Source organism: Franconibacter sp. IITDAS19, assembly GCF_023079515.1.
Lineage (GTDB): Bacteria > Pseudomonadota > Gammaproteobacteria > Enterobacterales > Enterobacteriaceae > Franconibacter > Franconibacter pulveris.
Map to the genome: position 1 here is coordinate 118,236 of NZ_JALJCP010000010.1, position 25,560 is coordinate 143,795.

At 55.0% G+C, this 25,560-nt stretch carries 25 protein-coding genes; 6 read left to right on the top strand and 19 right to left on the bottom strand.

Going from position 1 to position 25,560, the window contains the following annotated elements:
* The first annotated feature begins 196 nt into the window (after positions 1-196).
* The 6 genes from MT962_RS20250 to MT962_RS20275 all read left to right on the top strand — a co-directional run bounded on the left by MT962_RS20250 (position 197) and on the right by MT962_RS20275 (position 4,847).
* Positions 197-625 (top strand): PTS mannose transporter subunit IIAB, encoded by a 429-nt coding sequence (locus MT962_RS20250; protein ID WP_024556839.1) that lies wholly within the window; start codon positions 197-199, stop codon positions 623-625.
* Positions 622-1,092 carry a PTS sugar transporter subunit IIB gene (locus tag MT962_RS20255; RefSeq protein ID WP_024556840.1) on the top strand — a complete coding sequence of 157 codons (471 nt, stop codon included), beginning with the start codon at positions 622-624 and terminating at the stop codon, positions 1,090-1,092. Before MT962_RS20250 ends, MT962_RS20255 begins: the two co-directional genes overlap by 4 nt.
* Before the next feature lie 10 nt (positions 1,093-1,102).
* Complete coding sequence (locus MT962_RS20260; RefSeq protein WP_024556841.1) at positions 1,103-1,846, top strand: PTS mannose/fructose/sorbose/N-acetylgalactosamine transporter subunit IIC; 744 nt, start codon at positions 1,103-1,105, stop codon at positions 1,844-1,846.
* Positions 1,847-1,848: 2 nt separating this feature from the next.
* Complete coding sequence (locus MT962_RS20265; RefSeq protein ID WP_024556842.1) at positions 1,849-2,715, top strand: PTS system mannose/fructose/sorbose family transporter subunit IID; 867 nt, start codon at positions 1,849-1,851, stop codon at positions 2,713-2,715.
* 15 nt (positions 2,716-2,730) lie between these two features.
* Positions 2,731-3,792, top strand: coding sequence for an SIS domain-containing protein (locus MT962_RS20270; protein ID WP_247366314.1), 1,062 nt, complete (start codon positions 2,731-2,733; stop codon positions 3,790-3,792).
* Positions 3,793-3,857: 65 nt separating this feature from the next.
* Positions 3,858-4,847 carry an SIS domain-containing protein gene (locus tag MT962_RS20275; RefSeq protein ID WP_024559898.1) on the top strand — a complete coding sequence of 330 codons (990 nt, stop codon included), beginning with the start codon at positions 3,858-3,860 and terminating at the stop codon, positions 4,845-4,847.
* A gap of 30 nt (positions 4,848-4,877) precedes the next feature.
* Here the strand turns inward: MT962_RS20275 and MT962_RS20280 are convergent, their stop codons facing one another.
* The 19 genes from MT962_RS20280 to rsmG all read right to left on the bottom strand — a co-directional run bounded on the left by MT962_RS20280 (position 4,878) and on the right by rsmG (position 25,531).
* A complete protein-coding gene (locus MT962_RS20280) occupies positions 4,878-7,601 on the bottom strand; it encodes a sigma-54-dependent transcriptional regulator (RefSeq protein WP_247366315.1) in 2,724 nt (907 codons plus the stop codon).
* Between the two features lie 226 nt (positions 7,602-7,827).
* Positions 7,828-8,553 (bottom strand): phosphate signaling complex protein PhoU, encoded by a 726-nt coding sequence (gene phoU / locus MT962_RS20285; RefSeq protein WP_024556846.1) that lies wholly within the window; start codon positions 8,551-8,553, stop codon positions 7,828-7,830.
* A 58-nt stretch (positions 8,554-8,611) separates the two neighbouring features.
* The gene (gene pstB, locus MT962_RS20290; RefSeq protein WP_024556847.1) at positions 8,612-9,385 is read right to left on the bottom strand and encodes a phosphate ABC transporter ATP-binding protein PstB; all 774 of its coding nucleotides are present in this window, start codon (positions 9,383-9,385) and stop codon (positions 8,612-8,614) included.
* Positions 9,386-9,432: 47 nt separating this feature from the next.
* Positions 9,433-10,326, bottom strand: coding sequence for a phosphate ABC transporter permease PstA (pstA, locus tag MT962_RS20295; protein WP_029696825.1), 894 nt, complete (start codon positions 10,324-10,326; stop codon positions 9,433-9,435).
* Positions 10,326-11,285, bottom strand: a complete 960-nt coding sequence (pstC, locus tag MT962_RS20300) for a phosphate ABC transporter permease PstC (RefSeq protein ID WP_024556849.1) — start codon at positions 11,283-11,285, stop codon at positions 10,326-10,328. The genes pstA and pstC overlap by 1 nt, the downstream gene beginning before the upstream one ends.
* A 192-nt stretch (positions 11,286-11,477) precedes the next feature.
* Positions 11,478-12,518, bottom strand: coding sequence for a phosphate ABC transporter substrate-binding protein PstS (gene pstS / locus MT962_RS20305; RefSeq protein ID WP_024556850.1), 1,041 nt, complete (start codon positions 12,516-12,518; stop codon positions 11,478-11,480).
* 301 nt (positions 12,519-12,819) lie between these two features.
* Positions 12,820-13,404: a hypothetical protein gene (locus MT962_RS20310; RefSeq protein ID WP_247366316.1), complete on the bottom strand. Its 585-nt coding sequence runs from the start codon at positions 13,402-13,404 to the stop codon at positions 12,820-12,822.
* Positions 13,405-13,489: 85 nt separating this feature from the next.
* Positions 13,490-15,319 (bottom strand): glutamine--fructose-6-phosphate transaminase (isomerizing), encoded by a 1,830-nt coding sequence (gene glmS / locus MT962_RS20315; protein ID WP_024556852.1) that lies wholly within the window; start codon positions 15,317-15,319, stop codon positions 13,490-13,492.
* A 183-nt stretch (positions 15,320-15,502) separates the two neighbouring features.
* A complete protein-coding gene (gene glmU, locus MT962_RS20320; RefSeq protein WP_024556853.1) occupies positions 15,503-16,873 on the bottom strand; it encodes a bifunctional UDP-N-acetylglucosamine diphosphorylase/glucosamine-1-phosphate N-acetyltransferase GlmU in 1,371 nt (456 codons plus the stop codon).
* 519 nt (positions 16,874-17,392) lie between these two features.
* Positions 17,393-17,812 carry a F0F1 ATP synthase subunit epsilon gene (locus tag MT962_RS20325; RefSeq protein ID WP_024556854.1) on the bottom strand — a complete coding sequence of 140 codons (420 nt, stop codon included), beginning with the start codon at positions 17,810-17,812 and terminating at the stop codon, positions 17,393-17,395.
* Positions 17,813-17,832: 20 nt separating this feature from the next.
* Positions 17,833-19,215 carry a F0F1 ATP synthase subunit beta gene (atpD, locus tag MT962_RS20330; protein ID WP_024556855.1) on the bottom strand — a complete coding sequence of 461 codons (1,383 nt, stop codon included), beginning with the start codon at positions 19,213-19,215 and terminating at the stop codon, positions 17,833-17,835.
* A gap of 26 nt (positions 19,216-19,241) precedes the next feature.
* Positions 19,242-20,105, bottom strand: coding sequence for a F0F1 ATP synthase subunit gamma (gene atpG, locus MT962_RS20335; RefSeq protein ID WP_024556856.1), 864 nt, complete (start codon positions 20,103-20,105; stop codon positions 19,242-19,244).
* Positions 20,106-20,155: 50 nt separating this feature from the next.
* Positions 20,156-21,697, bottom strand: coding sequence for a F0F1 ATP synthase subunit alpha (gene atpA, locus MT962_RS20340; RefSeq protein ID WP_024556857.1), 1,542 nt, complete (start codon positions 21,695-21,697; stop codon positions 20,156-20,158).
* Positions 21,698-21,709: 12 nt separating this feature from the next.
* On the bottom strand, positions 21,710-22,243 hold the full coding sequence (gene atpH / locus MT962_RS20345; RefSeq protein ID WP_024556858.1) for a F0F1 ATP synthase subunit delta: 534 nt from the start codon (positions 22,241-22,243) through the stop codon (positions 21,710-21,712).
* A 14-nt stretch (positions 22,244-22,257) separates the two neighbouring features.
* Positions 22,258-22,728: a F0F1 ATP synthase subunit B gene (gene atpF / locus MT962_RS20350; protein WP_024555015.1), complete on the bottom strand. Its 471-nt coding sequence runs from the start codon at positions 22,726-22,728 to the stop codon at positions 22,258-22,260.
* Positions 22,729-22,793: 65 nt separating this feature from the next.
* On the bottom strand, positions 22,794-23,033 hold the full coding sequence (gene atpE, locus MT962_RS20355; RefSeq protein WP_000429386.1) for a F0F1 ATP synthase subunit C: 240 nt from the start codon (positions 23,031-23,033) through the stop codon (positions 22,794-22,796).
* Between the two features lie 51 nt (positions 23,034-23,084).
* A complete protein-coding gene (gene atpB / locus MT962_RS20360) occupies positions 23,085-23,903 on the bottom strand; it encodes a F0F1 ATP synthase subunit A (protein WP_024556859.1) in 819 nt (272 codons plus the stop codon).
* A gap of 8 nt (positions 23,904-23,911) precedes the next feature.
* On the bottom strand, positions 23,912-24,292 hold the full coding sequence (atpI, locus tag MT962_RS20365) for a F0F1 ATP synthase subunit I (protein WP_024556860.1): 381 nt from the start codon (positions 24,290-24,292) through the stop codon (positions 23,912-23,914).
* A gap of 615 nt (positions 24,293-24,907) precedes the next feature.
* A complete protein-coding gene (rsmG, locus tag MT962_RS20370) occupies positions 24,908-25,531 on the bottom strand; it encodes a 16S rRNA (guanine(527)-N(7))-methyltransferase RsmG (protein ID WP_024556861.1) in 624 nt (207 codons plus the stop codon).
* Positions 25,532-25,560: the final 29 nt, after the last annotated feature.

Here is a 25,560-nt window from a genome sequence, read left to right on the forward strand (position 1 = left end):
AATTCATGATAACAGTCGCCTTCCCGCTTCGTAGTGTCAGCTTTTCGCTTTCCTGTCGCTTCACTGTGCCAGGTTTCTGGTTTTTAGTGCCAATAAAACTATTTAACCAACTGATAAATAACCATTTAAATTTATGGCACAGCTTTTGCTCTTTTTAGCTTAGCCCAACACGCTAACCCAAAAAGAGGATGAACAGGTGAAACATGTTTATGTAGCCAGCCACGGTAATTTCGCCACCGGCGTGGTGGAGAGTCTGGCGCTGCTGATTGGCGAAGAGCATGGCGTAAAGCCTGTGTGCGCCTATCAGGGTGAGATAACGACCACGGAGCAACTCGAACGGGTGTTCGAAGAGCTGGTGGTTCAGGCAAAAGGTGAAGACGTGGTGATTTTCACCGATCTGCTGGGCGGCAGTGTCAATAACAGCGCAGCCAGAACGGTACTGCTCCACGACAACGTCTATGTCGTGGCGGGCGTTAACCTCACTCTGCTGCTGGAGTTTTTGCTCTGCGAAGCGCAGAGCGTTAAGGAAGCGATTAACTACGCCACGGCGACCGCCAGGGAATCCATCGTTTTTATCAATGCCGTATTGCAATCCCCCACTGAAATTGCCGGAGACCACCCATGATCAAACTCGTTCGTATTGATTACCGCCTGCTGCATGGTCAGGTTGTGTTTGCCTGGACGCGCGCGCTGGATATCGACTACATCATCGTCGCGGATAAAAAAGCCGCCAGCGATCCTTTTGTCACCATGTCTCTTAACCTCGCCAAACCTGCGGGCGTAACGCTGGATATCGCCACCGTCGACCAGGCGGCGGCAAAGCTCAACAGCGGCAAGCTGGACCACAAGAAAGTGATGATCGTACTGGGAAATACCCGCGAAACCCTGGAACTGGTGGAAAAGGTGCCGGGCATCGACGCGGTGAATTTCGGCGGCATCGCCCAGAAAGAGGGGGCGCAGCAGTTCGGCAAGGCCATTTACCTGACGTCGGATGAGATAGCGGACAGCCGGCAAATGAAAGAGAGAGGCATCCGCATGGAGATGCGCCAGGTTCCGGCGCACTCTGCGGAGCTGCTCAACGAGAAAGTGTGAGGAGAAGACCATGTTGCTGACAGCAACCCTGCTGGGGCTTATCGCCGCGCTGGGCATTCTCGAAGGGCGTCTGCTGGGGGTGACGATGATCGATCGCCCGCTGGTAATGTGCACCCTGACGGGCCTGGTCTGCGGCAATCTGACGGAAGGCATTCTCATCGGCGCCACGCTTGAGCTGATTTTCCTCGGCAACGTGGCGATTGGCGCGGCCCACCCGCCCGATATCGTCACCGGCGCGATTCTGGCGACCGCATTTTCGATTATGTCTGGCCGCGGGCCGGAAGCGGCGCTGGCTATCGCTATTCCGGTTTCCATGCTGGCCCAGACGCTGGGGATTCTGGTGCGCGTCGCCAATGCCCGCTTCGGCCATCTGGCAGACCGCTACGCAGAGCAAGGCAATACCCGCATGGTGGCCTTTATGCATCTTGGGGGACCGACGGCGCTCTATTTCCTGAGCGGCTTTCTGCCGGTTTTCTTCGCCATCCTGCTGGGTTCGTCTGCCGTCACCTGGTTTCTGGACGCTATCCCGCCGGTCATCACCAATGGGCTGGTCATCGCCAGTAAGATTTTGCCCGCGCTTGGCTTTGCGTTGCTTATCAACATGATGCTCAGCACCAAACTACTGCCCTACCTCGGTCTCGGCTTTCTTATCGCCGCCTATACCGGGCTGGATATTATCGCGATTGCGCTGTTCTCGGTGGTGCTGGCCTTCATCATCAGCCAGTTCCTCAATAACCAACAGCCGGAGGCATAACCATGAGTCAGTTAACGGAACATCTCGACGACAAGGCGACAGCAGAGACTCAGACACCGGCGGACACCGAAGGGAAAGTCACGGCGCGGGAGTTGCGCAGCGTCTTCTGGCGTTCATTTACCCTGCAGGGGTCATGGAACTACGAGCGTCAGCAGCATATGGGCTGCGCGTTTATCATGAGCCCGGCGCTGCGCCGCATTTATAACACGCGAGAAGCGCTAAGCCGGGCGCTCCAGCGCCATCTGGTGCTGTTCAATACCACGCCGCACCTCTCCACCTTTATCTTCGGGCTGGCGATTGCGATGGAGGAGGAGAACCGCCGTAATCCGGAGTTTAACGAAGAGTCGATTAACGCGGTGAAAACCAGCCTGATGGGGCCGCTGGCGGGTATCGGCGACTCTATCTTCTGGGGCTCGCTTAAGGTTATCGCCGCCGGGATGGGCATCTACTTCGCCCAGCAAGGCAGCATCCTGGGGCCTGTCGTGGCGCTGCTGGTCTATAACCTGCCGCACCTTTTCTGCCGCTGGTACGGGCTGAAGCTTGGCTACCGCGCCGGCACCACCTGGCTTATGCGCATTTACCAGAGCGGGCTCATGGACAGGGTGACCTATATCGCCTCGATTGTGGGCCTGATGGTGGTCGGCGCCATGACCGCCAGCATGATTGATATTCACACGCCGCTGAGCTTCACCACCGGCAATACCACTATCAAAGTGCAGGATTTTCTCGACAAAATTCTGCCTTCGCTGCTGCCGCTGCTCTTCACGCTTGGGATGTACAAGCTCATCCGCAAGGGCGTCAGCATTAACTGGGTTCTGTCAGGCACCGTGGCGTTTGGCCTGCTGGCCAGCGCCCTGGGCATTCTTTAACTGAGGGTTTTGATAATGCAGATGGAAGATTACATGAACGAAGCGCCGCAGCGTCTGCTGGCGATGCTGGAACAACGCCGCGACGACCTGGCGCAGGCTGCACGCGCCGTATTAAACCAGGATGTGACGCGAATCATTCTTACCGGTTCCGGCACCTCTTACCACGGCGCGTTGACCGCGCGCCGCTTTATGCAGCAGTGGTGTCACGTGCCGGTAGAAGTCAGCTATCCGTTCTTGCTCGACAGCGCCACGCTGGCCCAGGGCGGCAAGGCGTTGCTGATTGGCATCTCTCAGGGGGGCGGCAGCCTCTCTACACTTGAAGCGATGACCCGCGCCAGGGAGGCGGGGCATATAACGGCGTCGATGGCGGGCGTCGAGAACGCGACGATTGACCGCGTCGCGGACCATGTGCTGACCGTGCCCTGCGGCGAAGAAAAAGCGGGAGCGAAAACCAAAGGCTATCTCTGCACCATGCTGAACCTGATGCAGCTGGCGCTCACCCTCGCCGAACAGCGCAGCGCGATTACGCCGGCGCAACAGGAGGCGGTGAAAGCGCGCATGGCGAACACGTTCCGCCATCTGCCTGCGGTGATTGACGCCGCCGCCGCCTGGGCGCAGGGCCCGGCTCGCCCGCTTGCCGAAAGCCAGGATCTGCGGCTGGTGGCGCAGCCTGAGCTCTACGGCACGGTGCAGGAGGGCGCGCTGAAGCTGCTGGAAACGCTGCGCTGCCCGGTTTCCGGCTATGAATTCGAAGAGTTTATCCACGGTATCTATAACGCTTTCAACAGCGGCTCAGCGCTTATCATGCTGGATAATCATCCGGATGAGCGCAGCGAAAATCTGGTGGCGATTCTCTCGCAGTGGACAACCCATATTTACCGCATTGGCAGCCAGGTGGAAGAGAACGGGAAAAATATGCGTTTCCCCTTTATTAACGATAAAGACTTCAGCGTCTTTGAATACATTATTCCGCTGCAAATGCTGTGCGCGAAACTGGCGCCGGAAAAAGGCATTAACCCGGCCATTCCGAAAGATCCGCAATTTCATCAGAAAATGAAAAGCAAACAAGCCGCTTAATTAAATCAGAACGTTAACGCCATCCGCGCAGCGCGGAGGCCCCCCTACGCCCGAAGGAGAAGAAAATGTCACATCCTCATCAGCAGTCCCGTCAAATTATCAGCGCTATTTTGCAAAGCAGGCCTGCTATTGAACGCGTCTATTTTGTTGGTTGCGGCGGTTCGTTAACCGGTTTTTATCCGGCGAAATATTTCCTCGATTGCGAAGCGAAAAAGCTGGCGGTGGGGTATATCACCAGCAATGAATTTGTTCACGCCACGCCGCAGGCGCTCGGTGAAAATAGCCTGGTTATCCTGGCTTCCCAGCAGGGCAATACGCCGGAAACGGTGGAAGCGGCCCGGGTGGCGCGGGCAAAAGGCGCCGCCACGGTAGGCCTGACCTTCGCGCCGGCCTCGCCGCTTTGCGAGCACAGCGATGAAGTTATCGAATATCGCTGGGCGCGCTACCCGGAAACGGTCAACCCGGCGCAGCAAAAGGCGGCTTATGGCTTATGGCTGGCGCTTGAGTTGCTGCAACAGACAGAAGGCTATGCCCATTACGAAGCCATGGTCAGCGCGTTTGAGCAGTTTGAAGAGGTCGTGCGCGAAGGGCAGCGCAAGGTGCAGGAAGACGCGCAGCGCTTCGCCCAGGCTTACAAAGATGACAAGGTAATTTATATGATGGGCAGCGGCCCGTCGTTCGGCGCCGCGCATCAGCAGTCTATCTGCATCCTGCTGGAAATGCAGTGGATCAACTCCGCCAGCGTGCACAGCGGCGAGTATTTTCATGGTCCGTTTGAAATCACCGAGGAGGGTACGCCGTTTGTGCTGCTGCAAAGCGAAGGCCGCACCCGCGCGCTGGATGACCGCGCCATCCGCTTCATTCGTCAGTATGGCGGCAAGCTGCAGCTGATTGACGCCAGAGAGCTTGGCATTAACGCCCTGCCGGAAACGGTGCGCGACTATTTCTGCGGCCTGTTCCACACCGCGTTGCTGGACGTTTATAACCTCGCGCTCTCGCAAGCGCGCCATCATCCGCTGACGACCCGCCGCTATATGTGGAAAGTTGAGTATTAAGGCTAACGGGGCGGTTCGTCCGCCCCGCTTTTACTGGCTGAACTCCGCCACCCGCAACTCAAAGATATCGTGGATATACCCTATTTCCGCCACCGGTAAGGCGATGTTATAGAGCGATTTAAAACGCTGGAAGGAGCGGTTCACCATCGCGATAAAATCGCCGTGCCGTTCGGTAAACCTGTCCAGATTGCGGTAATGGGTTATCTCATTACGCATTACCAGCCGCTCAATCATGCAGCTCAGATGCACGTAAAGGCCGATGATCAGGTTATTGGAGAAGGTGAACCCCAGCGCCTGCTGCCACTCCGCAATAATCTCTTCGATATAGCTCAGCGTCTTGCTGGCGTTGAGAATGGTCAGCGAGTTCACCACATTATGCAGTGAAAACTCGCGCACCATATTCTGGTTAATGGCGTTAATCTGTTTCTCGGTTAAATAGCCGCTCAGCAACTGCGTTAAATTGGCGTGCCCCTGCTCGCCGAGCAGCTCTTCAATGCCCATATAGGGCACGCCTTCTACCTGCGGGTCGAGCGTGCCGATAATGGCAATCACATCATATTGCGTGAAAAGCGCGTTAGGCTGATGCTTCAGACGGGTAAATTCGCAGGCGATGATATTGATGTTGAAATCGGCCAGCAGGCTTTTTTCCATCAAACTCTTAAACTTAAATGCCGTACCAATGCCAGTAATGCAGGTGACCAGCAGCGCTTTCTCTTTTTTATGGCGCGGATAGTGAATGTCCCAGCTTGAGCGGTTAAGCGGCACAATCTCTTCGGCTATCGACTCAATGCTTTTCGACAGGGCGATTTCGCTGGCGATATTCAAAGCGAGGCGCGTCGTGACGTTATCAATCACCACCAGCGGCCCGTAAATAGCGTCAAGCAGCGTGTCCGCTATTTCGCGGCTGTAGCCCATATCAATCAGGATCATCACCCCGGCGCTGGTGTCGGTGTGCTGTAAATAATCCAGAATGGCGCGGCTGACGTCGCTGAAGGCGACATCAACCGGCATATCTATCGCGTGATAAATTTTCTCGCCGATAAGCCGGTTCGCCACGCTTGCGATACTGCTGGCGGTAGAGTAGCCGTGCGCCACAATCACCGCTTTGATTTTGCTGTTCACGGTGGCGTCGATGGCGTTGCTGACAATCGCGGTAATGGCCACGCGATCCAGCACAGTGATTAACAGATCGTATTTCGCCACAATCACTTCAATGAGCTTTTGTGCCACCCGGTGCGCGAGCCCCGCCTCCTGCGCAAGCCAGTTCGTCATTATCTGCTGTGAAGCTTCATCCGGCTCACGCAGCGTCAGCGGCAGGCTGGTGAGATAGCGCCCGGTAAGAAAAGCGAATTCGCCGCTTAGCGACAAATCATAATTGGCGGCGATAAGCTTGCCGGCGTCCTCAATAAAACGCAGCCGTTTTTCCTGCTGCGCCATTTCGCTCTCTTTGTTCATCAACGCGTCCAGGTACTGGGTGACGTTCTGATAAACCAGCTTGCCAAAAGCGCGCGAGCTGATGTTCTCACGCGTTAACTCAAGACACAGCCCGCAGACATTGCGGGTTAGCCGCTCATACTCCTGCTGCCTGCCCGGAAGCGCCGGCACGCCCTGGCTGTCGCGCAGGATAATGACTTTTTCCTGGTTGAGCAGCGGCAGCAGCGGACGGCCCGGCAGCAGTTTATCCGGTATATGTCCGGCCTTTACCTCAAGTATCCCTTCCCGACGCAGCCCGAACGCCCAGGCGTTAGCGCAGACGTTTTTAATCAGGTTCTCCAGCCCGCCTACGTTGCCCTCTACCGGCTCCTCCAGCAGCAATTGCATGATTTCGCCATCCACCGCGAGATCGTGTTTAAGCTGGCGCGCCTGGGTCTGGAAGAAGTGCCAGATAAACGCCATGCGTTCATACTGGCCGCGCTCCGCCACCGGCAGGATTTTCACTATCATGGGAATACGGCGGATAAAGGTGGCGAGGAAATGTTTATCCGGCGCTTCCGTGGTGGCGAAAATAAGCCGCACGCAGGCCCGCCGTTCCTGGCTGCTTTCGCCAAGCCGTCGCCAGGTGCCGTTATCCATAAAGTGGAACAGCTTTTCCTGGCCTTCCGGCGTAAGCCTGTGCACTTCATCGATAAACAACACGCCGCCGTCGCTGGCATCAATTAACCCCTCGACGTTCCTGTCGGCGCCGGTAAACGCGCCTTTAACGTGACCAAAAAGCTTGGAGGTGAGTAACTCAGGGTTGTTGGCGTATTCCGCGCAGTTAAAAACCTGGAAGGGAGCGTCTGGCGCGAGGATGTGTTGTTCAATAGCGTAGCGCCAGAGGCGCCCGGCCAGAAAGCTTTTACCGGTGCCCGTCGGCCCTTTCAGCAGAACCGGCAGGCCGCTGCCAGGGTAGCTGATAGCCGCTTTACACTGGCGAATGGCCTCCTGCAGGCTCCCCTGCGCGCCAATCAGCGTCTCCAGGCTGTCCTGTCGGTCCTCCAGCAGCCCGGCAAGCGAGGCGTATTCCATCTGACGCACCGCCAGGCCGTGCCGCTCCCGAAGCTGGTTTACCGGCAGAAAAAGCACGGGACGACTGTTTATTTTAACGACCCGCTGTTCGCGGTGCAGATTATTCAGATGATGGCTGACGATATTGCGCTTTTGACGAAAGTGGCTGGCAATCTGCATGGCGCTGAAATCGCTGGTATCCGCCGCTGTTAATTGTCGCTGGCCGCACTCCTTTTCAAGCCATTGAAAGATCAAATCCTTATTCATGGATCTGGACACTCCGTTCACTAACAGGGTTTCCTAAAATAGCCACATTAGTGCATGAAAAATAGCCTTCGCATGGTGAAAACGGGCGAGCGGTCAAAGGAAAAATGCATGCTTGCTGTAACGGCGAACTTTCCGGGCGAGCGGCGGATAAAAAAACGCCTCTGGCCCGACAGGCAAGAGGCGTTCAGGTTGTTAACGCAGGCCGCTGTTTTGCAGCCGCGCTTGATTACTCTTTCGGGTCTTTGCCCGCCAGCAGCTTGTCCAGCTCATCGCCGCCCACGTGGCGGAAATCCTGCCCTTTGACAAAGTAGAAGATGTATTCGCAGATGTTCTGGCAGCGGTCGCCGATACGTTCGATAGAGCGGGCGCAGAACAGCGCGGTGAGCACGCTCGGAATCGTGCGGGAATCTTCCATCATGTAGGTCATCAGCTGACGCACAATGCCTTCGTATTCCTGATCCACTTTTTTGTCTTCGCGATAAATTCGCACCGCTTCGTCGAGATCCATGCGCGCGAAGGCATCCAGCACGTCGTGCAGCATCTGCACCGTATGGCGGCCCAGCGACTCCAGGCTGACCAGCAGCGGCTGGTGCTGCTGGGAAAATTTCTCCAGCGCCGTGCGGCAGATTTTATCCGCCACGTCGCCGATGCGCTCCAGCTCGGCGATGGTTTTGATGATAGCCATCACCAGACGCAGGTCGCTCGCGGTCGGCTGACGCTTGGCGATGATGCGCACGCAGGCTTCATCAATCGCCACTTCCATCATGTTGACCTTCTGATCGCCTTCGATAACCCGTTTGGCCAGATCGCTGTCCTGGTTGTGCATGGCGGTAATCGCGTCGGAGAGCTGCTGTTCAACCAGCCCACCCATGGTCATCACCTGAGTACGGATGTACTCCAGCTCCGCGTTAAACTGACCAGAAATATGTTTATTAAGATTAAGGTTGTCCATTTAGCACTCCGCATGCCCGATAGATTCAAAAGCGGCTTACCTGAAATATCAGGGCATATCAGCCGTAACGACCCGTGATGTAATCTTCAGTCTGTTTCTTTTTCGGCTTGGTAAAGAGATCGTCCGTGTTGCTGAACTCAATCAGCTCGCCGAGGTACATAAACGCCGTGTGATCCGAGCAGCGCGCCGCCTGCTGCATGTTGTGCGTGACTATCACCACGGTGTAATCCTGCTTAAGCTCGGTGATAAGCTCCTCGATGCGCCCGGTGGAGATCGGGTCCAGCGCGGAGCAAGGCTCGTCGAGTAACAACACTTCCGGGCGAATAGCGATACCGCGCGCGATGCACAGACGCTGCTGCTGACCACCGGAGAGAGAGTACCCGCTCTGGTGCAGTTTATCCTTGGTTTCATTCCATAATGCGGCCTTGGTCAACGCCCACTGCACGCGTTCGTCCATTTCCGCACGGGAGAGCTTTTCGAACAGGCGCACCCCGAAAGCGATGTTGTCATAAATCGACATCGGGAACGGCGTCGGCTTCTGGAACACCATGCCGACTTTGGCGCGCAGCAGGGCGATATCCTGCGCGTGCGTCAGAATGTTTTCGCCATCCAGCAGGATTTCGCCTTCCGCGCGCTGCTCCGGGTAGAGCTCAAACATTTTGTTGAAGGTGCGCAGCAGCGTTGATTTGCCGCAGCCAGACGGACCGATAAACGCCGTCACCTGGTTTTTAGCGATATCCAGGCTGATGTTTTTCAGGGCATGGAATTTCCCGTAATAAAAGTTCAAATCGCGAACCTGAATTTTGCCCGGGGCAGTGTCAACCATACTCATTGCAATCTTTTCCTTATCCGGCGCCGCGCTGTGCCGCGCCGCATCAATTAACCGTGTTTACGTTTAGCGAACAGCACGCGCGCCAGGATATTCAGCAACAGCACGCACAGCGTAATAATCAGCACGCCGGCCCAGGCAAGCTGCTGCCACTCGGCAAACGGGCTCATGGCGAATTTGAAAATCGTCACCGGCAGGTTGGCGATAGGCTGCATCATGTCCGTGCTCCAGAACTGGTTGGAGAGCGCGGTAAAGAGCAGCGGAGCGGTTTCGCCTGCGATACGCGCCACCGCCAGCAGCACGCCGGTCAGGATGCCGGAAACCGACGCCTTCAGCGTAATGGCGGAAATCATCTTCCACTTCGGCGTCCCGAGCGCATAGGCCGCTTCGCGCAGGCTGTCCGGCACTAGTTTGAGCATGTTCTCGGTGGTGCGGATAACAATCGGCACCTGAAGCAGCGCCAGCGCAATCACGCCCGCCCAGCCGGAGAAGTGCTCCATCTGCGCCACGACGATGGTGTAGACGAACAGGCCCACCACAATGGAAGGCGCGGAGAGCAGAATGTCGTTAATAAAGCGGATAACTTCGGCAAGCCAGGACTTGCGTCCGTACTCCGCGAGATAAATCCCCGCCATGATGCCAAGCGGCGTACCAAACACGGTCGCCCAGAGGATAAGCAAGCCGCTGCCCGCCAGCGCGTTCGCAAGCCCCCCGCCCGCCGTGTTGGGCGGCGGCGTCATTTCGGTGAACAGGGCAAGCGACATGCCGTCGAAGCCGCGCGCCACCGTTGAGAACAGGATCCAGATAAGCCAGAACAGGCCGAACGCCATGGTCGCCATGGAAAGCGTCAGGGCGATGCGGTTTTTAGTGCGGCGCTTCGCCTGCATCTTACGGCGCGACTGCGCCAGCTCCTGGGAAGTTTGCAATTCCAGAGTGGTCGCCATTATCGTGCCCCCTCGTTTTTCGCCAGACGCATAATCATGACTTTAGAAATCGCCAACACGATAAACGTGATAACAAAGAGGATCAGACCCAGCTCCATCAGCGCCGCCACGTGCAGGCCAGACTCCGCTTCGGCGAATTCGTTCGCCAGCGCCGAGGTGATGCTGTTGCCCGGCATATAAAGTGACGCACTGTCGAGCTGGTAGGTGTTGCCGATGATAAAGGTAACCGCCATGGTTTCGCCCAGCGCGCGGCCAAGGCCAAGCATTACGCCGCCAATCACGCCGTTTTTGGTGAACGGCAACACGATGCGCCAGATAACTTCCCAGGTGGTGCAGCCGATGCCGTAGGCTGACTCTTTCATCATCACCGGGGTTTGCTCGAAGACATCGCGCATCACCGCCGCAATGTAAGGAATAATCATGATGGCGAGGATCACGCCTGCCGCGAGGATACCGATGCCGAACGCCGGGCCGGAGAAGAGCGCGCCGACAAACGGAATAGTAGAGAGCACGTTGCCCACCGGCTCCTGAAAATACGTGGCGAACAGCGGCGCGAAAATAAACAGCCCCCACATGCCGTAAACGATACTCGGGATAGCGGCCAGCAGTTCAATCGCGATGCCGAGCGGACGCTTTAACCAACCCGGGGCCAGCTCCGTCAGAAACAGGGCGATGCCGAAACTCACGGGAACCGCAATCAGCAGCGCAATAAACGAGGTGACCAGCGTGCCGTAAATCGGCACCAGCGCGCCATAAATGTCGTTAGGGGCATCCCATTCTTTGGTCCAGAGGAAGGAGAAACCAAATTTCTGGATGCTGGGCCAGGAGGAAATAATGAGGGAGACGATAATGCCGCCCAGCAGCAAAAGCACAATCAGCGCAGCCAGACGAACCAGCGCGCTGAAGATCATGTCACCCTTTTTCCCCGGAGGGTTAAATGCAGGCTTTGTCGCAGCCATAAGTCACTCTTTCAGTTTGGGCCAGGAAGCGCGCATTTTATCGTTCTTCCTGGCTAACGTAATGCTATACCCTAAATAATTCGGGTTGCAGCAAGGCGGCAAGCTTGTGAATCCCCAGCAGCATAGATTCACTATGTCACTGGGGTGAACAAGCGCAGCCAACACAGCTGCGGCTCGAAGTATGACGGGTATTTAGTACAACGCTTTACCGCTGCTGTCTTTCACGCTGGTCTTCCATGCCGCGCGAACCTGCTCAACCACGCTGTCCGGCAGAGAAGCATAGTCCAGGTCGTTAGCCTGCTTCGCGCCTTCTTTATAAGCCCAGTCGAAGAACTTCAGCACTTCAGCGCCCTGCTCAGGTTTCTTCTGCTCTTTGTGGACCAGAATGAAGGTGGTGGAGGTAATCGGCCACGCATTGTCGCCTTTCTGGTTAGTCAGGTCCTGCGCGAAGGATTTGCTCCAGTCCACGCCTTTCGCCGCGTTGGAGAAGCTCTCTTCGGTCGGGTCAACCGGCTTGCCGTCGGCGGAAACCAGTTTGGTGTAAGTCAGGTTGTTCTGCTTGGCGTAAGCGTATTCCACATAGCCGATGGAGCCCGGCAGGCGCTGTACGAACGCGGCGATGCCGTCGTTGCCTTTACCACCGAGACCGGTCGGCCAGTTAACGGTAGAGCCGGCGCCGATTTTGGATTTCCACTCGTCGTTCACTTTAGCGAGGTAGCTGGTGAAAACGAAGGAGGTGCCGGAACCGTCAGCGCGACGCACTACTGCGATATTCTGTGAAGGCAGTTTTTTGCCCGGGTTCAGCTTAGCAATCGCTTCGTCGTCCCACTTCTTGATTTTGCCAAGGTAGATATCGCCAAGGGTTTTGCCATCCAGCACCAGTTCGCCCGCTTTGAAGCCCGGCAGGTTAACCGCCAGCACCACGCCGCCGATAACGGTCGGGAACTGGAACAGGCCTTCCTGCTGCAGTTTTTCATCAGACAGCGGCGCATCGGAAGCGCCGAAATCCACGGTGTTGGCAATGATTTGCTTCACGCCGCCGGAAGAGCCGATCCCCTGGTAGTTCACTTTGTTACCGGTGGATTTCTGGTAAGTGTCAGCCCACTTGGCATACACCGGCGCCGGGAAGGTTGCACCGGCGCCAGTCAGGCTTGCGGCCGCGTTAACGGCGAAAGCGCTCATCGATAAGGTCGCGGCGACAACAGTTGCGACGGTGGTACGCATAACTTTCATAATGTCTCCTGCATGAGGTAAACGTAATTCATTGTTAAGTGGCTACGCTCTGCAAAATAGGACAATTGGGTGACAGTTAAATGTACGAATTATGACAGTTTTATGACAAGGCGGAATCCGGGTATTTGCGTTAAGTAATACATAATAAATTCAATGAGTTAAATTAGTTTATGACGAGGGGATGAAAGAAAAATTTTCTTTTTATGACAGGGTAAACATAGCTCCGCAAGCGTAATTTGTCATAGACGTCGGTCGTTTAGCCGGACGGGAATTCAGCGATGATCACTCATAACAAAGCGTCTCAACGCCCCTTTTTAACGGAGCGGCGCTGAAGCTGACGCGCATGTTCTTGCTGCATTTTGAGCCGCAGACACCAGCGGACCAGGTTAACCATCTCCCGGCTGTTTATCATTCGCCAGGCAAGCCATAACAGCATCACGCCTGTGGCCCAACTCAGCCCAAACAGAAGCGAGAGTGGCTGAAAAACCAGCCCGCAAACCAGCGTCGCCAGGCTTATCACCAGATGTAAAAACCAGCCATAAAACAGCGTAAGCAGGCCGCTGCGCCGGCCTTTTGTAATAGTCAGCGTGCTGGTCATGAGCAACGCCAGCCAGACGATGCCTGCGATTATCCACACGAGAGAAAAAGCCGGACGCAGCGCAGCGACGTTTGCCACTGCGCTGAAGAATAGTGCGTAGCCGCTCGCCACCAGCACATGGTAGTAAGAGGAGGTGCCGAAATAGCGGGATGTGGGCGCATCGCTACACTGCGCTATGTTCCGCTTCAGCTTGTGCAGCCTGCGATGCGAGATATCGTCTTCAACCTCGGCGCTGAACGCCAGCAACTGCGAGAACCGGGAACCGGAAATCCATGCAAACAGGGCCATAAAAGCGTGTTTTCCATTACGTTGCTGAAAAAAAAGAGGTTGCCGTCTGGCAACCTCTTCAGAGGATAACACGAGTCAGGAGAGATTATTCTACCGTAACCGATTTCGCCAGGTTGCGCGGCTGGTCCACATCGGTGCCTTTAATCAGCGCCACGTGGTAAGCCAGCAGTTGCAGCGGCACGGTGTAGAAAATGGGCGCAATCACCTCTTCCACATGCGGCATCGGGATAATGTGCATGTTTTCGCTGCTGGTGAAACCGGCGTCCTGATCGGCGAAGACATAGAGCTGGCCGCCGCGGGCGCGCACTTCTTCGATGTTAGACTTCAGTTTTTCCAGCAGTTCGTTGTTAGGCGCAACCACAATCACTGGCATATCCGCATCGATAAGCGCCAGCGGGCCATGTTTCAGCTCGCCTGCGGCATAGGCTTCCGCATGGATATAAGAGATCTCTTTGAGCTTTAACGCCCCTTCCAGCGCGATGGGGTACTGATCGCCGCGGCCCAGGAACAGCGCGTGGTGTTTCTCCGAGAAGCCCTCTGCGAGCTGCTCAATACGTTTGTCCTGGGAAAGCATCTGCTCAATGCGGCTCGGCAACGCCTGCAGGCCGTGAACGATGTCATGCTCGATGGAGGCATCCAGCCCTTTCAGACGGCTCAGCTTCGCCACCAGCATCAGCAGTACGGTTAACTGCGTGGTAAACGCTTTGGTCGAAGCCACGCCGATTTCGGTGCCCGCTTTGGTCATCAGCGCCAGCGAGGATTCACGCACCAGCGAAGAACCCGGGACGTTACAGATAGCGAGCGAACCGAGGTAACCCAGCTCTTTCGACAGGCGCAGCGCCGCCAGCGTGTCCGCCGTTTCGCCAGACTGCGAAAGGGTAATCATCAGGCTGTTGCGACGCACCGCGGATTTGCGGTAGCGGAATTCAGAGGCGATTTCCACGTCACAAGGCACGCCAGCCAGCGATTCAAACCAGTAGCGGGAAACCATGCCGGAGTTGTAAGAGGTACCGCATGCCACGATCTGGATGTGCTCAACCTGCGACAGCAGCTTATTAGCGTCCGGACCCAGTTCGCTAAGATCCACTTCGCCGTGGTTGATGCGCCCGGTCAGGGTGTTCTTAATGGCGTTCGGCTGCTCATAAATCTCTTTCTGCATGTAGTGACGATAAATGCCTTTATCGCCCGCATCGTATTGCAGATTGGATTCGATCTCTTCACGCGTTACCTGGTCGCCCGATTTTTCAAAAATGGTCACGGAACGACGGGTCACTTCAGCGATGTCGCCCTCTTCCAGGAAGATGAAGCGACGGGTCACTGGCAGCAGCGCCAGCTGATCGGATGCGATAAAGTTCTCGCCTACGCCAAGGCCGATGACCAGCGGGCTGCCGGAACGGGCCGCCAGCAGTACGCTCGGGTCGCGGCTGTCCATAATGACGGTGCCGTAGGCGCCGCGCAGCTGTGGGATAGCGCGCAGCACCGCTTCACGCAGCGTACCGCCTTTCGCCAGCTCCCAGTGGACGAGGTGCGCGATAACTTCGGTGTCGGTCTCGGAGATAAATTCGTAGCCGCGAGATTTCAGTTCTTCGCGCAGCGGTTCATGGTTTTCGATAATGCCGTTATGCACGACCACAATGTGGCCGGAAACGTGCGGGTGCGCATTGCCTTCAGAAGGCTCGCCATGCGTTGCCCAACGGGTGTGAGCAATACCGGTACCGCCACGCAGCGGTTGTTCTTCCGCCGCCTGAGCCAGCATCTGGACTTTGCCAAGGCGACGCAGGCGAGTCATATGCCCTTCGCTGTCAACCACCGCCAGCCCCGCAGAGTCGTAACCGCGGTACTCCAGACGACGTAAGCCTTCAAGCAAGATTTCAGCAATATCACGTTGCGCGACTGCGCCAACAATTCCACACATAGTTAATGGTTCCTGATTATGGCTTTACGCCATACGTTGTCGACGACCTGTATTGCCCTTTTTGGGCGCCCCGAGCCTTGTAGAGAGTGGGGTTATTTTTATGTATCCCTTACGGGACAAGAGCGGGGGCGGTTTATTATGTGCCCCTCTGCCCGAACCGCTTCCTGCAGGAAGCGACAACACTTACTTTTTCTTCACCGGGCGCTGCCAACCCTGGATATGGGTCTGCTTCACACGACTGATAACCAGTTCATCTTCAGCGATATCACGCGTGACCGTCGTGCCCGCGCCGATAGTCGCGCCGCGCGCCACGCTTACTGGCGCCACCAGTTGCGTATCGGAACCGACAAAGACATCATCGCCGATAATGGTTTTGTGTTTATTCGCGCCATCGTAATTACAGGTGATGGTGCCTGCGCCGATATTCACATTGGCGCCGATTTCCGCATCGCCGAGATAGGTCAGGTGGCCCGCTTTGGAGCCTTTCCCCAGACGCGCTTTTTTCATTTCCACGAAGTTGCCGACGTGGGCGCCCTCTTCAAGCTCCGCACCTGGGCGCAGGCGAGCAAACGGACCGATGGTGCAGGCCGCCTCCAGACGCGCCTCTTCTACTACGGAGTAAGGGCTGATTTCGCAGTCATCGCCGATGATGCTGTTTTTAATAACGCAGCCCGCGCCGATTTTTACGCGATTGCCAAGCGTTACGCGCCCTTCGATAACGACATTCACATCGATTTCAACATCGCGGCCGTGTTCAAGCTCGCCGCGCAGGTCAAAACGGGCCGGATCGCGCAGCATGACGCCCGCCAGCAGCAGTTTTTCCGCCTGCTCGGCCTGATAAACGCGCTCCAGACGCGCCAGCTGCAGACGGTTGTTAACACCTTCCACTTCGCTTAAGCGATCCGGATGTACCGCAGCGATGTCGTGGCCTTCCTGGTGAGCCATGGCGATAATGTCGGTGATGTAATATTCGCCCTGCGCGTTGTTGTTGTTCAGCTTCGCCAGCCAGCGCTTAAGATCCGCGCCGTTCGCGATCAGGATGCCGGTATTGATTTCATTGATCAGACGTTGCTGTTCAGTGGCATCTTTATGCTCGACAATGCCGGTGACGTTGCCGTTATCACGCGTGATGCGGCCATAGCCCGTCGGGTCTTCAAGCTTAACGGTCAGCAGGCCAATACCGCCTTGCGGTTTGGCTGCACGCAGGCGCGCAAGCGTCTCCACGCTAATGAGCGGTACGTCGCCGTAGAGCATCAGGATGTCTTCGTCGTCGCTAAAAAACGGCGCCGCCTGCTGCATGGCGTGTCCGGTGCCCAGCTGTTCCGCCTGCAATACCCAGTTCAGCGAGTCATCACGAAGCGTTTGCTTCAGCAGTTCGCCGCCATGGCCATAAACCAGATGTACGCGCTGCGCGCCTACCTGTTTAGCGGCATCGATAACATGCTGCACCATGGCTTTGCCAGCCAGTTGGTGCAACACTTTCGGAAGGTCGGAATACATGCGGGTGCCTTTGCCTGCTGCAAGGATCACCACGCTCATCGCACTGTTTGACATACACGTCCTGACTTTTAAAAGTGAATGAAGTAAAGCGAGTTAATACCGAAAATTCTACATATTTTTCAGCATAAAAAGGATCGCTGTTTAATCCCGCATTTTTCCTCTCACTTAACTCTTTTGGGTTTATAAAAGCACTACAAAAACGGCATTTCGCTGGTTAAACCTGCTTAAAAACAATCTTAATCAGCGCCTTATCAGTTTTTTCACTATTAAAATAAAGCGATGGTTTGCGTCTCTAGCCTTTCGCATATCAGCTTAGTCATTCTTCTGAAATTGTAAGCACGACCGCGCATACGGCGCCCCATTCTCTGAAGCGTTTTGAGTCTGGCAGACAGCAGAATTTGATCAATCATCCGAATGAACTAGTCACGATGTTGAAACACAAGGAATTCATAGCGAAAGAAGCGGATTAACAGATAAAAAGTATAATAAATAATCAATGCCAGGTGGTGGCAGTGAAATGCAGATAAAAAAAATGCCAGTCATCAGACTGGCATTTTCAATTACAAGCCGGTGTTACATCGCTTTTTTAGTCAACTCGATAACGCGCAGTTTGGCGATAGCTTTAGCCAGCTCAGCAGAAGCCTGAGCGTAGTCCACGTCGCCGTGAGAGCTGCTAATATGCTCTTCCGCCTTACGCTTCGACTCCAGAGCTCGCGCTTCGTCGAGATCCTGGCCACGAATCGCGGTGTCCGCGAGCACGGTTACGTTGCCCGGTTGCACTTCCAGCACGCCGCCGGAGAGATAAATAAACTCTTCGTGGCCGTGCTGTTTCACGATGCGGATCATACCAGGCTTAATGGCGGTGAGCAGCGGGGCGTGTCCCGGGTAAATACCCAGTTCACCTTCACTGCCCGTAACCTGGATTTTCTCAACCAGACCAGAAAACATCTGCTGTTCTGCGCTGACGACATCCAGGTGGTAAGTCATTGCCATATCACCCTCCGATTAAGGCGTTAAAGTTTTTTGGCTTTTTCCACGGCTTCGTCAATGGAGCCAACCATGTAGAACGCCTGCTCCGGCAGGTGGTCGTATTCGCCTTCCATGATGCCTTTAAAGCCACGGATGGTGTCTTTCAGCGAAACGTATTTACCCGGAGAACCGGTGAACACCTCTGCTACGAAGAACGGCTGGGACAGGAAGCGCTGGATCTTACGCGCGCGAGCTACCACCAGTTTGTCTTCTTCAGACAGTTCGTCCATACCAAGGATGGCGATGATGTCTTTCAGCTCCTGATAACGCTGCAGAATAGACTGCACGCCGCGAGCGGTATCGTAGTGTTCCTGACCTACCACCAGCGGGTCCAGCTGACGGCTGGTAGAGTCCAGCGGGTCAACTGCCGGGTAGATACCCAGAGACGCGATCTGACGGCTCAGTACCACGGTTGCGTCAAGGTGCGCAAAGGTGGTTGCAGGAGACGGGTCAGTCAAGTCATCCGCCGGTACGTATACCGCCTGAACGGAGGTGATAGAACCGGTTTTGGTGGAAGTGATACGTTCCTGCAGAACACCCATCTCTTCCGCCAGGGTCGGCTGGTAACCTACCGCTGAAGGCATACGGCCCAGCAGTGCGGATACTTCAGTACCGGCCAGGGTGTAACGATAGATGTTGTCAACGAACAGCAGTACGTCACGACCTTCGTCACGGAATTTCTCAGCCATGGTCAGGCCGGTCAGCGCCACGCGCAGACGGTTTCCCGGCGGCTCGTTCATCTGGCCGTAAACCAGGGATACTTTGTCCAGAACGTTGGAGTCGGTCATTTCGTGGTAGAAGTCGTTACCTTCACGGGTACGCTCGCCCACGCCCGCAAACACGGAGTAGCCGGAGTGCTCGATCGCGATGTTACGGATGAGCTCCATCATGTTTACCGTTTTACCTACGCCCGCACCACCGAACAGACCGACTTTACCGCCCTTAGCGAACGGACACATCAGGTCGATAACTTTGATGCCGGTTTCCAGCAGTTCCTGAGAGCTGGACAGCTCTTCGTAAGTCGGAGCGGAGCGGTGAATCGCCCAGCGCTCTTCTTCGCCGATATCGCCTTTCATGTCGATCGGCTGACCCAGCACGTTCATGATACGGCCCAGGGTCGCTTTGCCTACCGGGACTTCGATCGGGTGCTCGAGGTCTGCTACAGGCAGACCACGACGCAGACCGTCGGAAGAACCCATCGCGATGGTACGCACGATACCGCCGCCGAGCTGCTGCTGCACTTCCAGCACCAGACGCTCATTACCATTTGTTACCTCAAGGGCGTCGTACACCTTCGGTACGGCATCCTGAGGGAACTCGACGTCCACCACGGCGCCGATTACCTGGACAATCTTTCCAGTAGCCATCTTGAATCCTCTACGAAATAACCTGGTTAAACCGCGGCGGCCCCCGAGACGATCTCGGTGAGTTCCTGAGTAATGCTGGCCTGACGAGCTTTGTTGTATACCAACTGCAGCTCTTTAATCAGGCTGCCGCCATTATCGGTTGCGGCTTTCATCGCCACCATTCGTGCGGCCTGCTCGCTGGCCAGGTTTTCAACCACGCCCTGATAAACCTGCGATTCCACATAACGGCGCAGCAGGGTATCCAGCAGCGCTTTCGGGTCGGGTTCATACAGGTAATCCCAGGATTTACGTTTCAACTCTTCATCTTCTGAAGCCGGTAGCGGCAGCAGTTGAGTGATGGTTGGAGCCTGAGACATGGTGTTAATAAATTTGTTGCTGACAATGTAAAGCTTGTCCAGACGACCTTCATCGTAGGCCTGCAACATCACTTTAACCGGGCCGATCAGTTCAGACAGCGAAGGGTTATCCCCCATGCCAGTCACCTGAGCGACAATGTTGCCGCCTACGGAATTGAAGAAAGAAACGCCCTTGGAGCCGATCATTGCGAGGTCGCACTGAACGCCTTTATCGGACCATACTTTCATATCCGCCAGCAGTTTTTTGAACAGGTTGATGTTCAAGCCACCGCACAGACCACGGTCGGTAGACACCACCAGGTAGCCCACGCGTTTAACGTCGCGTTCTTCCAGGTAAGGGTGCTTATATTCCAGATTACCGGTAGCAAGGTGACTAATCACTTTGCGCATGGTATCTGCATAAGGACGGCTGGCCGCCATGCGATCCTGCGATTTACGCATTTTGGAAGCGGCGACCATCTCCATCGCTTTAGTGATCTTTTGCGTGTTCTGGACGCTTGCGATCTTACTACGTATCTCTTTTGCGCCGGCCATGAGCTTCTCCTCAATGCCTTGCGGCTTGCCTTACAGCAAGCCGCCAGACGTTACCAGGACTGGGTTGCTTTGAAGGAGTCGAGGAGGCTTTTCAGCTTGCCTTCGATCTCATCGTTATAGCCACCGTTCTGGTTAATCTCTTGCATCAGCGGAGCGTGGTCACGGTCAGCGTAAGCCAGCAGAGCGGCTTCGAAGCTACCGATTTTCGCCAGTTCCACATCTTCGAGGTAACCGCGTTCCGCCGCAAACAGTACCAGGCCCTGCTGTGCAACAGACATCGGCGCATACTGTTTCTGCTTGAGCAGCTCGGTCACTTTCTGACCATGGCTCAGCTGCTTACGGGTCGCTTCGTCAAGATCGGAAGCGAACTGAGAGAACGCCGCCAGTTCACGATACTGCGCCAGCGCGGTACGGATACCACCGGACAGTTTCTTGATGATCTTGGTCTGAGCTGCGCCACCCACACGGGATACCGAGATACCCGGGTTAACTGCCGGACGAATACCGGAGTTGAACAGGTTGGTTTCCAGGAAGATCTGACCATCGGTAATGGAGATTACGTTGGTCGGAACGAACGCGGAAACGTCACCCGCCTGGGTTTCGATGATCGGCAGAGCGGTCAGGGAGCCGGTTTTACCTTTCACTTCACCTTTAGTGAAGTTCTCAACGTATTCCGCGTTAACGCGGGATGCGCGCTCCAGCAGACGGGAGTGGAGGTAGAACACGTCGCCCGGGAATGCTTCACGTCCTGGCGGACGACGGAGCAGCAGGGAAACCTGACGGTAAGCGACAGCCTGTTTGGACAGGTCATCGTAAACGATCAGCGCGTCTTCGCCGCGGTCGCGGAAGTATTCACCCATTGCGCAACCGGCATACGGTGCCAGGTATTGCAGCGCAGCGGATTCAGACGCAGTCGCAACCACAACGATGGTGTTGGACAGCGCGCCGTGCTCTTCCAGCTTACGAACCACGTTAGAAATGGTGGACGCTTTCTGGCCGATAGCCACGTACACGCATTTGATGCCGGAATCGCGCTGGTTGATGATGGCGTCGATTGCCATCGCGGTTTTACCCGTCTGGCGGTCGCCGATGATAAGCTCACGCTGGCCGCGACCGATTGGAATCATGGCATCGACGGATTTGTAACCGGTCTGTACAGGCTGGTCTACGGATTGGCGATCGATAACGCCCGGTGCGATAACTTCGATTGGCGAGAAGCCATCGTGTTCAACCGGACCTTTACCGTCGATCGGCGCGCCCAGGGTGTTAACCACACGGCCCAGCAGGCCACGGCCAACCGGCACTTCCAGAATACGGCCAGTACACTTAACCTTCATGCCTTCGGCGAGGTCAGCGTAAGGACCCATGACTACGGCACCTACAGAGTCGCGCTCCAGGTTCAGTGCGATAGCGTAACGGTTACCCGGCAGGGAGATCATTTCACCCTGCATACAATCGGCCAGGCCGTGGATACGGATAACACCGTCACTTACAGAAACAATAGTACCTTCGTTATGAGCTTCGCTCACAACATTGAACTGAGCAATGCGCTGCTTGATCAGTTCGCTGATTTCGGTGGAATTCAGTTGCATGCTCCAGTCCCCTTAAGACTGCAAGACGTCTGCAAGGCGCTCAAGACGGCCGCGAATGCTGCCATCAATGACCATATCACCCGCACGGATGATGACGCCTGCCATTACAGACTTATCGATTTTGCAATTCAGCTTCACTTTGCGTGACAGACGTTTTTCCATCGCGGCGCTGATTTTCGCAAGCTGTTCTTCGCTTAACGCGCTGGCCGAGGTGACATCCACCTCAACAGTAGCCTCAAGGGCTGCGCGCAGTTGCATGAACTGCTCAAGAACATCAGGAAGGACCTTCAGACGACCGTTTTCCGCCATCACCCGAATCAGGTTCTGGCCATTTTCGTCCAGCTGGTCACCGCAAATTGCGATAAACGACTCAGAGAGCGTTTCCGGCGCCAACGCGCCGGAGAGAAGCTCTGCCATTTGTTCGTTTTTAGCCACCTCAGCGGCAAACGCCAGCATGTTCTGCCAGCGGTCGAGGCTTTGGTGTTCGACGGCAAAGTCAAAAGCTGCTTTGGCGTAGGGGCGAGCTACCGTTACAAATTCAGACATCAGCCCCTCCCTCCTTACAGTTCAGCGACAAGTTTATCCACGATGTCGCTGTTAGCAGCTTCATCCACGGAACGTTCGATGATCTTCTCGGCGCCAGCAACAGCCAGCGTAGCGACTTGCTTACGCAGCTCTTCGCGTGCGCGTTTGCGTTCGGCTTCGATTTCCGCCTGCGCTTGCGCGACGATTTTGTTACGTTCCTGCTCTGCTTCAGCTTTGGCTTCGTCCAGGATCTGCGCGCGGCGTTTGTTCGCCTGCTCGATGATTACCTGAGCTTCCGCCTTCGCTTTTTTCAGCTGGTCGGTCGCGTTGGCCTGTGCAAGGTCCAAATCCTTTTTAGCTCGTTCAGCAGAAGCAAGGCCGTCAGCAATCTCTTTTTGACGCTTTTCGATGGCAGCCATTAAAGGCGGCCATACATACTTCATGCAGAACAGAACGAACAGGACAAACGCGATGGCCTGGCCGAGGATTGTTGCGTTAAGATTCACAGCACAATGCCTCTTATCTGGTTAATGTTCTGATATTGCCCGTTAATTCCAGACAACTTCGTTTACTACGCGACAGCGAACATCACGTACAGACCCAGACCCACAGCGATCATCGGGATAGCATCCACCAGACCCATTACGATAAAGAACTGAGTACGCAGCAGAGGAATCAGATCAGGCTGGCGCGCAGCGCCTTCCAGGAATTTGCCCCCGAGGATGCCGATACCGATCGCAGCACCGATTGCCGCCAGACCCATCATCACAGCGGCAGCCATGTACAGCAGATCCATATTCAGGTTTTCCATGACAGTCTCCAGTTTGTTTCAGTTAAAACGCAGTAGTGTTGAGTAAAAAAATCAATGCTCTTCAGACGCCATCGACAGATAGACGATCGTCAGAACCATGAAAATGAAGGCTTGCAGCGTAATGATCAGGATGTGGAAAATAGCCCAGGGCACGTTCAACACCCATTGCGACCACCACGGCAGCAGACCAGCAATCAGAATGAAAATCAGCTCACCGGCATACATGTTGCCGAACAGTCGCAGACCGAGAGAAACCGGCTTAGACAGCAGGCTCACGCCTTCCAGAATCAGGTTGATTGGAATGAACGCCCAGTGATTGAACGGCTGAAGCGTCAACTCTTTCGTGAAGCCGCCGATGCCTTTCATTTTGATGCTGTAGAACAGAATGAGAATAAACACGCCAAGCGCCATGGACAGGGTGATGTTCACGTCAGCAGACGGCACCACGCGCAACGCAGGCAGGCCGAACACATGCTCACCGATATACGGCAGCAGGTCGATTGGCAGTAAATCCATCAGGTTCATCAGGAATACCCAGACGAAAATCGTCAGGGCCAGCGGGGCAATCAGCTTGCTTTTACCGTGGTACATGTCTTTCACGCTACCATGGACAAAGCCGATGACCAGCTCTACCGCCGTCTGGAATTTACCCGGTACGCCGCTGGTCGCGTTTTTAGCGACTTTACGGAACAGCACCAGAAACAACAGACCCAGCACCACCGAGAAGAACATGGAGTCGATGTTGAGCGTCCAGAAGGTGGCCGGGGGGTTATGCGGATCCACCAGCGAGAAGGTACGCAGGTCAATCTGAAGGTTATTCAGATGGTGACCTATATACTCCTGCGGCGTCGAGATTTCTCCTGCAGACATGATGCCTCTTACCCTTTGTTGTTGATTACAGCTGGTGCCAGTATCTGAACCACCAGCACCGAAACCCACGTCACTATGAGCGGTACAAATTCCGCTTTGAATACCGCCAGCGCCACCACCAGCAGAGTAAAGGTCGCAACCACCTTAATCGCTTCGCCGAGAGCGAATGTCCAGGCCACGCGGCCTTGAGCGGGTGTATGCGCCTGATGGCGCCAGGCAAAAATCATAAAAAACACATTCGGCAGCAAGACTGCCAGGCCTCCGCTTACTGCGGAAGCGCCCCAGAAGGGGTCTTTGAGGCAAAACAGCAATCCGATTGCTATTGCCGCCAGCAGTTGAATGAACAGAAGCTTGCGAGCAACGTTTCTACTCAAAAGCGACACCGGCATAAGATTCCACTCCTGCTCCCTTCGAGGTATGTCGCGTGTCGTATAAAACTGTCTTTGCAGCTTAGAGTCAAGCTTCAAAAAGCGCTCAAATTATACGGGGCGGCCTCGTGATTTCAAACAATAAGTAGCTAAAAGGTGAATAAATGTTTAAATAATTTTCGGCATAGCGATTTTCTCACTTTTTTATGAAACGCCAGCGCGAGAAGCGAAATCAGCGGAATGCGCGTAATTACGGCAATTAAAGCGTGCTTTGGATCACATTATTAACATTTACGCTTACAGAAAATTTATTTCATTTAAGAATGTAAGCCACCCATCCTACTGAAATATAAACGCTTTAAATTCGCTATTTTTCAAAACAGCGAAAAACACGATAAAAACCTTTTATTGACATCCGCGACAAAAATTTAACATTTAAAACTTTGCTGACGCACACTTTTAGCAGGCTGATATTTTCACTGTTGATTATTTAAATTGGCATACAAAACGTGCGCCGTTAAGAAACAGAAAACCCACAGTAAATAAAGGGTAAATTCGCAACGGAATAATTGCTTATTTTTAAAGCCCTAATTAACAAAATGGAAACATCCCTATTTCCACTTTTTTTGATAAAAATTAAATTTTGTTTGGTTTAATCGTAACCAGATGACGTTCGCCTTCAAGGGACGGCACCTTCAACGGCACAATTTCCTCAACGCTGAAGCCTGCAGGTAACGAAGCGATTTCATCATCAGGGCGAAGACCTTTGAGGGCATAAAAACGCCCCTCCCCTGCCGGCAGGTGATGGCACCAGCTCACCATATCCGACAACGAAGCGAAGGCGCGGCTGATAACGCCGTCAAACGGCGGCTCGGCGGGAAACGCCTCGACGCGGCTTTGTACCGGCGTGATATTTTCCAGCTTCAGCTCATGCTGCACCTGTTTTAAAAAGCGAACGCGCTTGCCAAGGCTATCCAGCAGCGTGAAATGCGCCTGCGGCATGACTATCGCCAGGGGGATTCCCGGTAGCCCCGGTCCTGTGCCGACATCGATAAAGCGAGTGCCTTTCAGGTAAGGCGCCACGACAATGCTGTCGAGGATATGGCGCACCAGCATCTCCTGCGGGTCGCGCACGGAGGTCAGGTTATAGGCCTTATTCCATTTGTTCAGCATACCGACATAGTCCAGCAGCTGTTCTTTCTGGCGATCGGGCAGCGAAATGGTCGCCGCATCCAGCAGACGATTAAGTGAATTGAGCACAACAGTATCCTAAAAAAAGGGCCAGCCTG

What these genes read in the sequence shown, in the direction of transcription:
- MT962_RS20255 (WP_024556840.1), top strand. Translation starts at nt 622, where the DNA reads ATGATCAAACTCGTTCGTATTGATTACCGCCTGCTGCATGGTCAGGTT.
- MT962_RS20260 (WP_024556841.1), top strand. Translation starts at nt 1,103, where the DNA reads ATGTTGCTGACAGCAACCCTGCTGGGGCTTATCGCCGCGCTGGGCATT.
- MT962_RS20265 (WP_024556842.1), top strand. Translation starts at nt 1,849, where the DNA reads ATGAGTCAGTTAACGGAACATCTCGACGACAAGGCGACAGCAGAGACT.
- MT962_RS20270 (WP_247366314.1), top strand. Translation starts at nt 2,731, where the DNA reads ATGCAGATGGAAGATTACATGAACGAAGCGCCGCAGCGTCTGCTGGCG.
- MT962_RS20275 (WP_024559898.1), top strand. Translation starts at nt 3,858, where the DNA reads ATGTCACATCCTCATCAGCAGTCCCGTCAAATTATCAGCGCTATTTTG.
- MT962_RS20280 (WP_247366315.1), bottom strand. Translation starts at nt 7,601, where the DNA reads ATGAATAAGGATTTGATCTTTCAATGGCTTGAAAAGGAGTGCGGCCAG.
- phoU (WP_024556846.1), bottom strand. Translation starts at nt 8,553, where the DNA reads ATGGACAACCTTAATCTTAATAAACATATTTCTGGTCAGTTTAACGCG.
- pstB (WP_024556847.1), bottom strand. Translation starts at nt 9,385, where the DNA reads ATGAGTATGGTTGACACTGCCCCGGGCAAAATTCAGGTTCGCGATTTG.
- pstA (WP_029696825.1), bottom strand. Translation starts at nt 10,326, where the DNA reads ATGGCGACCACTCTGGAATTGCAAACTTCCCAGGAGCTGGCGCAGTCG.
- pstC (WP_024556849.1), bottom strand. Translation starts at nt 11,285, where the DNA reads ATGGCTGCGACAAAGCCTGCATTTAACCCTCCGGGGAAAAAGGGTGAC.
- pstS (WP_024556850.1), bottom strand. Translation starts at nt 12,518, where the DNA reads ATGAAAGTTATGCGTACCACCGTCGCAACTGTTGTCGCCGCGACCTTA.
- MT962_RS20310 (WP_247366316.1), bottom strand. Translation starts at nt 13,404, where the DNA reads ATGGCCCTGTTTGCATGGATTTCCGGTTCCCGGTTCTCGCAGTTGCTG.
- glmS (WP_024556852.1), bottom strand. Translation starts at nt 15,319, where the DNA reads ATGTGTGGAATTGTTGGCGCAGTCGCGCAACGTGATATTGCTGAAATC.
- glmU (WP_024556853.1), bottom strand. Translation starts at nt 16,873, where the DNA reads ATGTCAAACAGTGCGATGAGCGTGGTGATCCTTGCAGCAGGCAAAGGC.
- MT962_RS20325 (WP_024556854.1), bottom strand. Translation starts at nt 17,812, where the DNA reads ATGGCAATGACTTACCACCTGGATGTCGTCAGCGCAGAACAGCAGATG.
- atpD (WP_024556855.1), bottom strand. Translation starts at nt 19,215, where the DNA reads ATGGCTACTGGAAAGATTGTCCAGGTAATCGGCGCCGTGGTGGACGTC.
- atpG (WP_024556856.1), bottom strand. Translation starts at nt 20,105, where the DNA reads ATGGCCGGCGCAAAAGAGATACGTAGTAAGATCGCAAGCGTCCAGAAC.
- atpA (WP_024556857.1), bottom strand. Translation starts at nt 21,697, where the DNA reads ATGCAACTGAATTCCACCGAAATCAGCGAACTGATCAAGCAGCGCATT.
- atpH (WP_024556858.1), bottom strand. Translation starts at nt 22,243, where the DNA reads ATGTCTGAATTTGTAACGGTAGCTCGCCCCTACGCCAAAGCAGCTTTT.
- atpE (WP_000429386.1), bottom strand. Translation starts at nt 23,033, where the DNA reads ATGGAAAACCTGAATATGGATCTGCTGTACATGGCTGCCGCTGTGATG.
- atpB (WP_024556859.1), bottom strand. Translation starts at nt 23,903, where the DNA reads ATGTCTGCAGGAGAAATCTCGACGCCGCAGGAGTATATAGGTCACCAT.
- atpI (WP_024556860.1), bottom strand. Translation starts at nt 24,292, where the DNA reads ATGCCGGTGTCGCTTTTGAGTAGAAACGTTGCTCGCAAGCTTCTGTTC.